At 64.1% G+C, this 13,127-nt stretch carries 12 protein-coding genes; 6 read left to right on the top strand and 6 right to left on the bottom strand.

Going from position 1 to position 13,127, the window contains the following annotated elements:
• Window positions 1-86: 86 nt before the first annotated feature.
• Window positions 87-2,552 carry an ATP-dependent helicase gene (locus ASD01_RS01055; protein ID WP_034792560.1) on the top strand — a complete coding sequence of 822 codons (2,466 nt, stop codon included), beginning with the start codon at window positions 87-89 and terminating at the stop codon, window positions 2,550-2,552.
• Window positions 2,553-2,707: 155 nt separating this feature from the next.
• Window positions 2,708-3,958: an adenylate/guanylate cyclase domain-containing protein gene (locus tag ASD01_RS01050; RefSeq protein ID WP_034792559.1), complete on the top strand. Its 1,251-nt coding sequence runs from the start codon at window positions 2,708-2,710 to the stop codon at window positions 3,956-3,958.
• Between the two features lie 19 nt (window positions 3,959-3,977).
• On the opposite strand, the gene ASD01_RS01045 is transcribed toward ASD01_RS01050, so the two are convergent.
• The 3 genes from ASD01_RS01045 to ASD01_RS01035 all read right to left on the bottom strand — a co-directional run bounded on the left by ASD01_RS01045 (window position 3,978) and on the right by ASD01_RS01035 (window position 5,959).
• Window positions 3,978-4,439 (bottom strand): GNAT family N-acetyltransferase, encoded by a 462-nt coding sequence (locus tag ASD01_RS01045; RefSeq protein ID WP_034792558.1) that lies wholly within the window; start codon window positions 4,437-4,439, stop codon window positions 3,978-3,980.
• 42 nt (window positions 4,440-4,481) lie between these two features.
• Window positions 4,482-5,117, bottom strand: coding sequence for a cysteine hydrolase family protein (locus ASD01_RS01040; protein WP_034792554.1), 636 nt, complete (start codon window positions 5,115-5,117; stop codon window positions 4,482-4,484).
• Window positions 5,118-5,287: 170 nt separating this feature from the next.
• Window positions 5,288-5,959 (bottom strand): phosphoribosyltransferase, encoded by a 672-nt coding sequence (locus ASD01_RS01035; protein WP_034792548.1) that lies wholly within the window; start codon window positions 5,957-5,959, stop codon window positions 5,288-5,290.
• Between the two features lie 333 nt (window positions 5,960-6,292).
• Between ASD01_RS01035 and ASD01_RS01030 the strand changes: the two genes are divergently transcribed.
• Both ASD01_RS01030 and ASD01_RS01025 read left to right on the top strand, forming a co-directional pair.
• Window positions 6,293-7,537, top strand: a complete 1,245-nt coding sequence (locus ASD01_RS01030) for a GGDEF domain-containing protein (RefSeq protein WP_060528757.1) — start codon at window positions 6,293-6,295, stop codon at window positions 7,535-7,537.
• 153 nt (window positions 7,538-7,690) lie between these two features.
• Window positions 7,691-8,185: a CreA family protein gene (locus ASD01_RS01025; protein ID WP_034792543.1), complete on the top strand. Its 495-nt coding sequence runs from the start codon at window positions 7,691-7,693 to the stop codon at window positions 8,183-8,185.
• A gap of 244 nt (window positions 8,186-8,429) precedes the next feature.
• Here ASD01_RS01025 and ASD01_RS01020 read toward each other — a convergent pair whose 3' ends face one another.
• The 3 genes from ASD01_RS01020 to ASD01_RS01010 form a co-directional block, all read right to left on the bottom strand.
• On the bottom strand, window positions 8,430-8,738 hold the full coding sequence (locus ASD01_RS01020) for a hypothetical protein (RefSeq protein ID WP_034792540.1): 309 nt from the start codon (window positions 8,736-8,738) through the stop codon (window positions 8,430-8,432).
• Window positions 8,739-8,998: 260 nt separating this feature from the next.
• Complete coding sequence (locus ASD01_RS01015) at window positions 8,999-9,463, bottom strand: chemotaxis protein CheW (RefSeq protein WP_034792537.1); 465 nt, start codon at window positions 9,461-9,463, stop codon at window positions 8,999-9,001.
• A 2-nt stretch (window positions 9,464-9,465) separates the two neighbouring features.
• On the bottom strand, window positions 9,466-11,565 hold the full coding sequence (locus ASD01_RS01010) for a methyl-accepting chemotaxis protein (protein ID WP_034792534.1): 2,100 nt from the start codon (window positions 11,563-11,565) through the stop codon (window positions 9,466-9,468).
• 370 nt (window positions 11,566-11,935) lie between these two features.
• Here ASD01_RS01010 and ASD01_RS36075 point away from each other — a divergent pair, with 370 nt between their 5' ends.
• A complete protein-coding gene (locus ASD01_RS36075; protein WP_034792531.1) occupies window positions 11,936-12,094 on the top strand; it encodes a hypothetical protein in 159 nt (52 codons plus the stop codon).
• A gap of 338 nt (window positions 12,095-12,432) precedes the next feature.
• The gene (locus ASD01_RS01005; protein ID WP_034792528.1) at window positions 12,433-13,032 is read left to right on the top strand and encodes an SCO family protein; all 600 of its coding nucleotides are present in this window, start codon (window positions 12,433-12,435) and stop codon (window positions 13,030-13,032) included.
• Window positions 13,033-13,127: the final 95 nt, after the last annotated feature.

Genomic DNA, 13,127 nt, shown 5'->3' with positions numbered 1-13,127 from the left:
AGGCTTGGTGCGGCTGGCGCAGAAAACGGAATAAAAGAAGAACATCCTTTCTGGCCTTTCCCCACCGAATCACTACATTGAGCCGCATGATGAGTGGTTTCGACGATATTCCCTTCTTCGACGAGGAGCCGGCGCCGCGCAAGCAGCAGCCCGCCCCCGCAGGTATTCCGGCAACGGGCGGCATCGCCGCGCGCGCCATGGCGGCGCGCGATCGCGCCCAGCCGCGCCCGGACTATCTCTCCGGCCTCAACCCGGAACAGTCCGAAGCGGTCGAGACGCTCGATGGCCCCGTGCTCGTGCTTGCCGGCGCCGGCACCGGCAAGACCCGGGTGCTGACGACCCGCATCGCCCATATCCTTTCGACCAACCGCGCCTTTCCCTCGCAGATCCTGGCGGTGACCTTCACCAACAAGGCGGCGCGCGAGATGAAGGAGCGCATCGGCGTGCTCGTCGGCCATGCGGTCGAAGGCATGCCCTGGCTCGGCACCTTCCACTCGATCGGCGTCAAGCTGCTGCGTCGTCACGCCGAGCTCGTCGGCCTGCGTTCCGATTTCACCATTCTCGACACCGATGACGTAGTGCGGCTGATCAAGCAGCTCATCCAGGCGGAAGGCATCGACGACAAGCGCTGGCCGGCCAAGCAGTTTGCCGGCATGATCGACGGCTGGAAGAACAAGGGCCTCGATCCCGCCCAGATCCCCGAGGGAGACGCCCGCGCCTTTGCCAACGGCAAGGGCCGCGAACTCTATGCTGCCTACCAGAACCGGCTCTTGACGCTGAACGCCTGCGACTTCGGCGATCTTCTTTTGCACCCGATCCGCATCTTCCGCATGCATGCGGATGTGCTGAAGGACTATCACGACAAGTTCCGCTACATTCTCGTCGACGAGTACCAGGACACCAACACGGCGCAGTACATGTGGCTGCGGCTGCTTGCCCAGCGCCCCAAGGGCGTACCGCAGAACGTCTGCTGCGTGGGCGACGACGACCAGTCGATCTATGGCTGGCGCGGCGCGGAAGTGGACAATATCCTGCGCTTCGAAAAGGATTTCCCGGGCGCCAAGGTGATCAAGCTTGAGCGCAACTACCGCTCGACCGAGCACATTCTGGGCGCTGCCGGTCACCTGATCGCCCACAACGAGGGCCGCCTCGGCAAGACGCTCTTTACCGACCGCACCGATCCGGATGATGAGAAGGTGCAGGTGCACGCCGCCTGGGATTCCGAAGAGGAAGCCCGCGCCGTCGGCGAAGAGATCGAGCAGTTGCAGCGCAAGAGCCACAAGCTCAACGACATGGCGATCCTTGTGCGCGCCTCGTTCCAGATGCGCGAATTCGAAGACCGCTTCGTCACGCTCGGCCTCAACTACCGCGTCATCGGCGGCCCGCGCTTCTACGAGCGCCTCGAAATCCGCGATGCCATGGCCTATTTCCGCCTCGTCTGCCAGCCGGCCGACGATCTCGCCTTCGAGCGCATCGTCAACACGCCGAAGCGCGGTCTTGGCGACACCACCGTGCGCACGCTGCACGACTATGCCCGCGCCCGCGACATCCCGATGCTGGCGGCGGCCTCCGAGATCATCGAGACCGACGAGCTGAAGCCGAAGGCGCGCAAGGCGCTGTTCGACGTCGTCACCGATTTCCGCCGCTGGCAGAGCCTGCTGGAAACGACCGTGCACACCGAGCTTGCCGAGCAGATCCTCGACGAGAGCGGCTATACGGCCATGTGGCAGAACGACAAGACGGCGGAAGCCCCCGGACGGCTGGAAAACCTGAAGGAACTCATCCGCTCGATGGAAGCCTTCGAGAGCCTGCGCGGCTTCCTCGAACACGTCGCTCTGGTCATGGATGCCGAGCAGAACGAGAACCTCGATGCCGTCTCGATCATGACGCTGCACTCGGCCAAGGGCCTGGAGTTCGATACCGTCTTCCTGCCCGGCTGGGAGGAAGGCCTGTTCCCGCACCAGCGCGCGCTTGATGAGGGCGGCCGCTCCGGCCTTGAGGAAGAACGGCGCCTCGCCTATGTCGGCATCACCCGCGCCAAGCATCGCTGCCACATCTGGTTCGTCTCCAACCGCCGCATCCACGGCCTCTGGCAGTCGACCATGCCGTCACGCTTCCTCGAGGAGCTGCCGCTCGCCCATGTGGACGTGGCCGAGAATGAACAATCCTATGGCGGCTATGGTCGCGGCGGCTACGGCCAGTCGCGCTTCGACAAGGCTGATCCCTTCCAGAACAACTACTCCACGCCCGGCTGGAAGCGCGCCCAGCAGCACCGCTCCGACGCCACCCGCGACAACTGGGGCACCCGCTCCGGCCACGCGGTCGAGCGCATCGGCTACGGCGAAAGCGGCCCGCGCGGCCGCACGATCGACGGCGAGCTGGTGGCGAAATCGACGGCCACCGAACCCTCGCGTTTCTCGGTCGGCGACCGCGTCTTCCACATGAAGTTCGGCAACGGCAACATCGCCGCCATCGAAGGCAACAAGCTCACCATCGACTTCGACCGCGCCGGCCAGAAGCGGGTGCTGGATGGATTTGTGGAGAAGGCGTGAGGAGGTCGAAGCCCTCCTCACGTGCACTCCCTATGGACTGCACAACCATCGATCTCATGGCGCCAACCGGCGAAGTGCAATAATATTGCGGGCACAATTCTCGCGTTTGAACGAAACCATGTACCGATCTCCCTCGACGCAAAGTGGGTGGAGACATGTCCTGGACGAGCGCTGTTCGCAGCCTGCTGGAGCTGGGCGCCGCAAATGTTGCGGAGGGTGACCGTGAAGGCATCCTCGTCGCGAATGTCGCGGCCTGTGTGATCGTCGTCACCACCACGAGCTTTGCCCTCATCTACGCACTCTATGGCGAGCCGAGCCTCATTCCCCTCGTCTATGCCAATCTCGCCCTAGCCGTCGCGGCCGCCATGACGCCGCTTTTTCATCGCTTCGGCCGCGTCGCGTCAGGGCTTTGGGAATTCGGTATCTGCGTGGTGGTCCTCGTCTGGATCGCCTCCTATGTCGGTCGGGACTCCGGCGTCCTGCTGACGCTGCTCGGCGTGACGCCGGTCGCCTTCGCGATCCTCGGGTTTCAAAACATGGCGCTGGTCACGGTCCTCAGCGCCATGGCTGCGATCACGGTCATCGCCGCATCCATCGCGTTTCCTCAGGCGCGGTCGGGTGTCTATGACGACACCCGTTTCCTGCAACTCCTCCATTCGTCGTCGATCATCACGCTCACGCTCATGTGCTTCGCAACGATCTACTATGCCTTCCACCTGGCGAGAGAGGCGCAGGGGCGGCTCGCCCGCCTGATGACGTCGATCATGCCGGACGAGATCGTGGCGCGCCTGCTGAGGAACGAGCGTGAAACGATCATCGACGAATTCGAGCATGCGACTGTTGTCCTGATCGACATCGTCCAGTTCGTGGCCCTGTCAAACAGCCTGGGGCCGGAACGGACGGTCAACCTGCTCAACGAGCTCTTCAGCGAGTTCGATCGCCTGGCCGCAGCAACCGGTGTCGAAAAGATCAAGACCATCGGCGATGCCTATCTTGCGGTGGCGGGCGTGCCCGCCCGGCACCCCACGCCCGAGAAGGCGGCGGCAGTGTTCGGCTTCGGCGCCATCGCCGCGGCCCGCGAGATCGGCGAACGCCATGGCGTCGTCCTCAAGCTGCGCGCTGGCATGGCCTCGGGATCGGTAACGGCTGGCGTGCTTGGGCGAGCGAAATACGCCTATGATATCTGGGGTGCACCCGTGAACCTTGCCGCGCGCCTGGAAGCGATCGGCAAGCACGGCTGCATCACCACCACCGCAGAAATCAGGCAGCGACTAGGCGAGTCTTTCCTGTTCATTTGCTCCGGCCGCGAGGACATCAAGGGCTTCGGCCCGACTGAGATCTGGACCTCGCGGATGCTGGATCCCGATGCATGTGCCCCTGGCATCCGCGCACACACGGCGAAGTGAGCAGCCGAAAGGAGAGCCCTCAGACCGCCTTGCGATAAACGAGAAACCCCGACTTCTCCGCCACCTTGTCGTAAAGCGTCATCGCCGTCTCATTGGTCTCGTGCGTCATCCAGTAGACGCGTGGCGCGCCGACGGCACGTGCCGCCTCATAGACGCCCTCAATCAACGCTCGTCCGACGCCCTTGCCGCGGGCTTCCGCATTGGTGAAGAGGTCCTGTAGGTAGCAGTTCGGCTGGATCATCGTCGTGCTGCGGTGGAAGAGGTAGTGCGTAAGCCCGATCAGCCGCCCTTCGCTCTCCGCCACCAGCGCATGCACCGGCTCGTAGGCGTCGAAAAAGCGCGACCAGGTCATGGCGGTGATCGCCGGGTCCAGCGCGGTTTCGCCGGAGCGGCCGTAGAAGGCGTTGTAGCCGTCCCAGAGCGGCAGCCATTGTTCGTAGTCGGTCCGGGCTATCGGGCGGATGTGAAGCTTGTCGGTCATTTGTCGGTCCTGTGATCGATTGGATGGAGCGGCACTGCGGCCCTAGCGTTTGGTCATCGCGGCGGTGATTGCCTGAACGTCGGTCATGATCGCATCGCCCATGAAGGCGATGTTTTCCATCGCGCGCTCACCGGCCTCGTGATGCCCTGCCCCGCAGGCGTCACGCACGACGACGGGCACCAGGCCGAGATCGGTCGCATGGCGCACGGTCGGGTCGATGCCGATTTCCGTGGCGATACCGCAGATGGCGAAGGAAGTAAGCCCGAGGTCGCGCAGGATCATGGCGAGCGGCGTGCCCTCGAAGGCGGAAAACGTGATCTTGTCGAGGATCGCCTCGTCGTCACGGGGCGCAAGTTCGGGCACCAGCTCGGAGCCCGGCGTGCCGCGCAGAAACCAGGGGTGCACCGCATCCGGATCGTCTGTCCGCTGCCAGGCCATCGCCTGGCGTAGCTGGAAGGCGCCCATCAGCGGCCTCGGCATCGACAGATGCCGGAGAAAGATCACCGGAAACCCGCCGGCCCGCGCAGCGTCCAGCACCTTCAGCACCTTGGAAAGCACCGCCGGGCCGTTCTTGACCTGATTGGTAATCCCCACCTGCATGTCGTAGACGATGAGCGCCATCCGCTCCGGCCGGCAGAAATCCTCAAGCGTCTTTCCGATTTCCAGTTTCGCGGCCATGACATCTCCTCCGGGCTCCTCCTCTGGCGCCCCTCTCCCGGCAACATCGCGCGCCGGGAATGTGGCGCGGGAGAAGGAGGCTTGCAAGACGGTTTCGGCCGCCTCGCGCAACTATTCGGATGCCTGGCGGAAATCGCGGCAACCGGAGCCCGGCTTGCCCGGAACATGGATCAATCGCGCTCGTTGCGCAGCCGCGCCTTCTCCATCAGCGCCAGCACCTCTTCGTCCGCCGTCTGTTCGAAATTGCGGTAGTACAGGCCGACGGCACGGAACGCGAAGGGCGTGGCGAGGCAGACGATGCGATCGACCTGGCTGCGCAGTTCGGTAAGTTCGCTTTTCGGCGCTACCGGAACGGCAAGCACGAGGCGCCCCACCCCCATTCGCCGCAGCGCCTTGATCGCCGCCCGCACGGTGCCGCCGGTGGCGATACCGTCGTCGACGAGGATTACATCACGGGCTCGGGACGACGCCGGCGCGCGGTCGCCGAAATAGAGCGTGCGGCGGCGCAGGATCTCGGCGCGCTGGCGCTCCGTTTCGGCCTCCAGATAGCCTTTCGGCGGACGGACCAGCCGGATCGCCCGACGGTTGAGCACCAGTTCCGGCTCCTCGCCATCGACCAGAGCGCCCAGACCGAATTCCTCATGCCCAGGCGCGCCGATCTTGCGCACGATCAGGATTTCCAGCGGCGCCGCAATATGGACGGCGATTTCATAGGCGACCGGAACGCCTCCGCGCGGCAGCGCCATGACGAGCGGATCGTCAAGCCCCTCGTCTTCGACCGCGCGCGCCAGCTGGCGCCCGGCATCCGCCCTGTCCTCGAAGAGCCACGTTGCCGTGAACATGTCGCCTCTCCCGGTTCGTCCTCCTGCGTGAGTATCGGGCCCTGAAAACAAGGGGCGCGCATGCCTGGCCCGAGGCTCGGATCGCGCTGCCCGAAGGGCCTCACCCCGGGGCTGCGGGCGGTACCGTTCATGCACGCCTCTTCGCCTGCCGGCGTGCCGCCCCACGGTTGATCGGGCGCCGCTGTGAACAACCGTGCCAATCCCGACCAATCGCTAAAATTGCAACGGATTTCGCCGGGTTTCGTTAAGGCGCCATCGCTACCAATTGGCGTCACATATCTGGCTGAGACGCAAGCCGCCTTTGTTGATTTTAGCACGACAGGCCGTTTCGAAATGAGCTTTCTCCCTGCCATATCGATCATCGCTCTTCTGGCGATGCTCCCGGTGCTGATTTCCCTGCGGGCCTCCATGGTCGAGGGGGGCACGGATTTTGCAGCCGCCTGCGCCATCGCAGCGGCGGCAACGCTGTTTCTGATGCTGTCCGAGATCCCGGCGCTGCGGCCGTTGTCGCTGATCGGCATCGTCTTTCTCATTGGCGCCTGTCTTTTCGTGCTCTCGGGCTTTCACCGGGCGCTCGGCGTCCTCCGGCCGATGTCGACGCCGCTGGTCGCTGCCGCCTCGATTTCGGCCGTGGTGGTGCTGATTGCCGCCTTCGGCCCGCACAGCGCGACATTGCACGCACTGTCGGCCGTCGGCATCGCCGCCGCCTTCGTGCTGATCATCGCCGTCTGTTCGCAGCACCGGCGCGCAGCGCCCGGGCCGATCGAGCGCCTCTGCGTCATCGGCTGCGCCGCCATCGGCTGTTCCGCCCTGATTGCGGTCACGATTTTCTCGCCGATCGCCCACGGGACCGCCGAAACCCCGCTTGCGTCGGCCAGCTGGGACTTCGCCTGCGTCGTGCTTAGATATTTCTACCTGCCTGTGCTGTTCCTCGGCGTGATCCTGATGATCCAGAACCGGGTGATCACCGACCTCAAGAGCGCCATTGCCCGCGATGAGTTGACGGGCGCCCTGTCGCGCCGCGCGCTGCTCGACCTCGGACAGCGGGCGCTGGCAGTGGGTTTTGCGCGCCAGAGACCCGTCACCTTCCTGCTGCTCGATCTCGATTATTTCAAGCAGATCAACGACCGCTACGGCCATGCGGTCGGCGACACGGCGCTCGGCCACTTCGCCGGCACGGTCGCCGCCTGTCTCAGCGGGCGCGGCACGCTCGGGCGCATCGGCGGCGAAGAGTTCGGCATCGTCCTGCCCAATCACTCGGAAGATGCCGCCTTTGCGGTGGCCGAGGAGATCGGCCGCACGGTGCGCGATACGCCGATCGGCCGCTTCGACCGCCCGATCCGGCTGACAGTGAGCATTGGCCTTGCCGAGGCCGAGCCCGGCGATACTATCAGCGACATCATGATCCGCGCCGACATGGCGCTCTACGACGCCAAAGCCGACGGCCGCGACCGCTGCACCATCGCCGGCCGCTTCCAGCCCGAGGCCAGCGCACGGGCTCTTGCCGCCGCCGCCGCGCAAATGCGCGCTGCCGACCACCGAAACCTCGAGCCGCAGCTTCTTCGCGGCACCGGTTGAGCCGGCACGCCTTGTAAAGCCAATTCCCGAACCTATGTGAACCTGGCTGCCCGAGCGCATGCCTTCCCGGGGATTGCCTCGGCAAAAACATGCGTCAATTCAAAATGCTACGGCGACCTTGCGTGAGACGTCAGGCGCTGCAGGAGGACATCCATGTCGCGTTCGCTTCGTGCGCTCTTTTTTGCCGGCCTTGCCATAGCCGCCACAGCCCTGCCCGCTCGCGCCGAAACAGTCGGCGAAGTCGGGGTCGACTGGCTCGGCAACGACATCATGATCGATGCCGTGAGCGACCCGAAGATCAAGGGTGTGACCTGCCACGTGACCTATTTCGACCGCAGCGTCATCGACCGGCTGAAGAACGGCAACTGGTTCGAGGATCCGTCGAACAATTCGATCGCCTGCCGGCAGACCGGCCCGATCGAAATCGGCGACATCGATCTTTCCAAGGAAGGCGAGGAAGTGTTTCGCGCCGGCTTGTCGCTCGTCTGGAAGAACCTGCTCGTCACACGGATCTACGACCGAAGGAACGATACGCTGATCTATCTGGCGCATTCGCGCGAATTGACGGATGGCTCTGCCAAGATGTCGATCACCACCATTCCGCTCTACGGCCAGACGGTCAATTGGCAGAACGGCAAGCCGCAGTAGGAGCGGTCCCTGCCGCCGGTATCGGCGTGCAAGGCGATCGGTCAAAGGTTGAAAGCGCCCGCCGCTTTGCGGGCGCTTCCGAAACCTCTTCGGTGCGAAACAGGGAGAAGTCTGGGAGCAACCCGTTCCGCTTTTGTAAGCACCTGACGTTCCGTGCGTTCACACGAACCTACGTGAACTCCCTGGCGCATTCATGCCAAATCGAATTTCCGCTTTCAACGTTTCCACTTCACCGCGGGATGATCTAGTAGGCCGTCGGCGGAACGATGCCCTGGTAGTAGTCGCCATCACCGCCCTGGTATCCGCCATAGGGGTTGCGATCACGGTAGACCGGCGTCGGCGCCGGCGCCGACATTCTGTTGATGCTGCCCGTCGACATCGTGTCAACCGAAGCGCTCGGCCGCTTCATTGGCGTCATCATCTTGTGTGTGTTCTGCGTTCCGGGAGGATTGTTGACGTCGATGCCCTGGTAATAGCTGTCGGCCAAGGCCGGTCCGGCGATGACCATCGTAACGGAGAGCACGGCGGCGAGTTTCCTGAGAGAGATTGTCATAGGTTCAACTCCTGTTGACGGGACCAGGCACCCGGCCTCCGTTCGGGCACCCGGCAACACCGGTAAAGTAGTACAAGTAACCCGCCCAGCCACTTGACGTTTTGTCACAATGGCATCGCCCAAGCGTGAAGTTCATTGCCGAAGTTTAACTTGACCGTATCGTTCCAGTACGTGCGGAAACGGTCTGAAAACACGCCGAAACGCAAGAAAGCCCCGGCGCCGATGCACCGGGGCTTTCTCAGATAAGGAACAAGCTTGCGTCAGGCGGCCTGGGCCAACTCGTCCGCAATGACGGTATCGAGGTTGAGGAAGCAGACCATGGTCTTTTCCAAAGCGACGATGCCGCGGCAGAAGGCGCGCTGCGCTTCCGGGATGATCTCCGGCGCCGGCTGCAGCGCCTCGCTCTTGATCGTCATCATGTCCGAGACCTGCTCGACCAGGAGGCCAACGAGCTTGCCGGCGATGTCGGTGACGATGATCGCCGAGCGCTCGGACGGCTCGGTCATCTTCATGCCGAGGCGGGCCGCCATGTCGATGACCGGGATCACCGCGCCGCGCAGGTTGATGAGGCCGAGCACGTAGGGCGGCGTATGCGGCATCGGCGTTACCGGCGCCCAGCCGCGGATTTCGCGGATCGCCATGATATCGATGCAGAATTCCTGGTCGCCGAGGTGGAACGACACGATTTCGAGATAGGCGCCGGACTGCTTGATTGCGTTGCTCATGTTCAGAATTCTTCCCAGTTTTCACCGGAGGCCGTCGTCGACGGCACCGAGCCCGGTTTGTTGCCGAATGCGCCCGCAAGCTTGCCCATCAGGGCCTTGGCGGGAGATGGAGTTGGAAACGAGGCCATTTTGGCAGCGCCGATCTTGCGCAGCGGCACCGCTTCGCTGGTGCCCTTGGCTGCCGGCCGCTGAACGGCTGAAACCGAAGGTGTTTTCGTCTGCACCGGCGCAGCGGTCCTCGCCGCGGGCGTCACAGGCGCCGGCGCCGCCGTCGGCATGGCGCGCTGCATCGTGTGCCCTTCGCGGAATTGGCCGACGAGGTCCGTCAGGCGTTCGGCGTCCTGCGCCAGCGTGTGGCTGGAGGCATTGGTCTGCTCGACCATGGCGGCGTTCTGCTGCGTCATCTGGTCGAGTTGGCCGACGGCCGTGCTGATCTCGTTGAGACCCGTCGACTGTTCGCGCGCCGCCATCACGATCGCGGTCATCAGTTCGTTGATGCGCGCGACATCAGTGCCGATCCGCCCGAGCGCCTCGCCGGTCGCCTGCACCAGCTTGACGCCGGTGCCGACCTCGCTGCCGGAGCGGCTGACGAGCGCCTTGATGTCCTTGGCGGCACCGGCGGCGCGCTGCGCCAGCTCGCGCACTTCCTGCGCCACGACCGCAAAGCCCTTGCCGGCTTCGCCCGCGCGCGCCGCCTCGACGCCGGCATTGAGCGCCAGAAGGTTGGTCTGGAAGGCAATCTCGTCGATGACGTTGATGATCTTGCCGATTTCGTTCGAGGCACCCTCGATGCGGGCCATGGCGGCGATCGCCTGGCCGACGATGCGGCCGGACTCCTCGGCATTGGTGCGGGTCTGGTCGACCATCTGGCTCGCCTCTTCGGCGCGCTGGGTCGCGGTGCGGACCGTCACGGTGATTTCGTCGAGGGCTGCCGAGGTCTGCTCCAGCGAAGCGGCCTGCCGCTCGGTGCGGCGCGCCAGGTCGTCGGCCGCCGTGCGCATCTGCCGCCCGTTGGATTCGATCGAAAGCGCATTGTCCTTAACGCTCGAAAGCACCACGCGCAGCCGCTCGACCGTCTGGTTGAAGTTCTGCCGGAGCTGGTCGAGATTGCCGTCGAACGGTCGGTCGATGGCAACGGCAAGGTCACCCTCGGCAAGCTGGGTCAGCGCGCGGCCGAGATTGTCGATCGCCGCCTGGATACGGCGCACCGCCTCCTCGCGCTCCTGCTGCTGCTGTTCGCGTTCCTTCTCGATCTCGCGGCGGCTGTGGGCAGCACTCTGTTCGAGAGACTGCTTTTCGATCGCCGACAGGCGGAAGAGGTCGACGGAGCGCGCCATGGCGCCGATTTCGTCGCCGCGGTCGAGCGCTTCCAGCTTGGTCGAAAGTTCGCCCTTCTGGATCCGCTGCATGCCATCGCGCAGGGAGAGAATGCCGCGCCTGAGCGTGCTGCCATGGAACCAGAGCAGATAAAGCAGCGTCGCCATGGCGATGAGGCCGGAGGCGAGCTGAAGCTGGAACGCCTCGTCGGAGGTGGCGCGCGCCTCGGCAACGCGCGTCTGAACCAGCGTCGCTGCCGCTTCGGAGAGGCTGGCGAGCGCCGTGGCGACCCGTTCGCCGGCACCGTCGATCGCGTCGTCGATCTTGCCGAAGTCGTCAGCCGAAGCCTTGCCTTCGATCAGTGCCTTCAGGTCCGTTCCGATCGCCCGGCGCAGTTCCGCCACATCGGCGTCAAAGGTCGAAAGCGCATCGCTGCCGCCAATGAGGCCGGCAAGCGCCTTGATATCGGTCGATTTCGTCTCAAGCAGTTTCAGGATCTCGGCGATGCTGGCGGCGCGCGCCGGCTGGATCGCGCCCTCCTCGCGGTCGATGATGCTGTCCATCGCATTGAGCACGAGATTGGTGGTCGCAAGCCGGACCTCGTCGACCGTGGTCAGCCCGTTCTGCGCGGCGAGCGCGCCCTGCAGGGCATCGTTCGCCTGCCGGCCCTCGTACCAGGCGACTCCGAGCACGGAGCCAAAACCGACGAAAGCGGCACCGGCAAGCGTTGCCAGCCGCTGGCTTACGGAAAGATTGCGCTTCAATGGGGAAGATGCGGCGGTCATAGACATTCCATGCTCACGGACCCGGCGCGGGCCGGATCCTCCGTTAGGATCGATGCGGAAAACCGGGCTCGATCAAACCGGATGACCTCATGTCATGTCGGAGCACAACGCTCCCCCGCGCTGGAAAAACACTGTCAAACAGACCTTAAACATTCGCTAAGGCGCCCCGCCGATCCCCAGGGAAAACGCCTTATTTTCGAGATCGCGCATATTTACTGCAAGCGCCGGTTTTCCCGGCATTTGAGGGCACAATCCATCAGCACGCCGGGTGCCGGTTTTGACACCGATCTCGTGACAGGCCCAGACAGACCCACGGTCCGCCGGCAGCGCGCCCGCTTCCCCTTGCCGCCCGAACTGTTATGATGATGCCATGAACACGAAGACTGAGCGCTCGATCCGCCTTCCTCTCGTCGCAACCCTTGCGGCCGCGATCGCCGTCGTGCTGCTGCTTGCCTTCCGCGGCTGGATGGAAAACGGCGCCGAGATGTTCCTGGCACTCGCCCAGTCCGGCCTTTCCTGGTGTTTTTAGCGCGGCCACGCTTCTAAGTTTTGCCCCTTACCCTAACCTTCTCCCCGCTTGCGGGAAGAAGGGACGAGAGCGAGCGAAACGTCGCCGTGCGGTTCTTCTGCGGTGGGTGTTGGCGCACTGAGGCTCATTGTCGGAGCGGGAGGTGGCCGTGCGGTCCCTTCTCCCCGTCACGACGGAAGGTCGCGGCAGCGGGATGAGTGGCAGCCACCCGACAAAATGCTCGCCCCGCTGCCACAACCTGCGGCAATTGTCCCATTTGCGCGGGGTGCGTGAAGGCGGTATCAAGGGCCAATCAACCGGACACGGCCGTCCTCGGCCCCAACAAATCGGTAGCACGCATGAAAACCATCCGCATCGTCCTTTGGGCCGCCGTCGTCGTCATGGCGGGTATCCTGGGCTGGCTGACCTATGAAATGACCCAGTCGAAACAGCAGGCCGCCTCCGGCCCCTTCGGCGTTCCCTTCACGCTGGTTGCCCAGGACGGCAAGGAAATCACCGAGAAGGCCTTCACCGGCAAGCCGACCGCGCTCTTCTTCGGCTTCACCCATTGCCCCGAGGTCTGCCCGACGACGCTGTTCGAACTGAACGGCTGGCTGGAACAGGTCGACCCCGAAGGCAACAAACTGCAGGCCTATTTCATCACCGTCGATCCCGAGCGCGACACCCCGGAAATCCTCGGCCAGTACGTCTCCAACGTCTCCAAGCGCATCACCGGCATTTCCGGTCCGGCCGACAAGGTCATGGAGATGGTCAAGGGCTTCCGCGTTTACGCCAAGAAGGTTCCGGTCGACGCCGCAAAGCCCGACGGCGACTATACCATGGACCACACCGCATCGGTGTTCCTGCTCGACGCCAACGGCAAGTTCTCTGGCACCATCGCCTATGAGGAAAACCCGGAGACGGCGGTAAAGAAGCTGGAAAACCTGACCAAGGGCTGAGCCCTTCGATCCTGACCTGAAGATGCAAGCGCCGGCCCCGTCCGGCGCTTTGCCTTTGTAGGGCAATCGTGATAGCGCACAGCACACGATTGCCG

This window comes from Ensifer sp. Root423 (assembly GCF_001426275.1).
GTDB lineage: Bacteria > Pseudomonadota > Alphaproteobacteria > Rhizobiales > Rhizobiaceae > Ensifer > Ensifer adhaerens.
The sequence above is the reverse complement of the archived record's forward strand: the minus strand, read 5'-3'. Positions and strand labels throughout refer to the sequence as shown.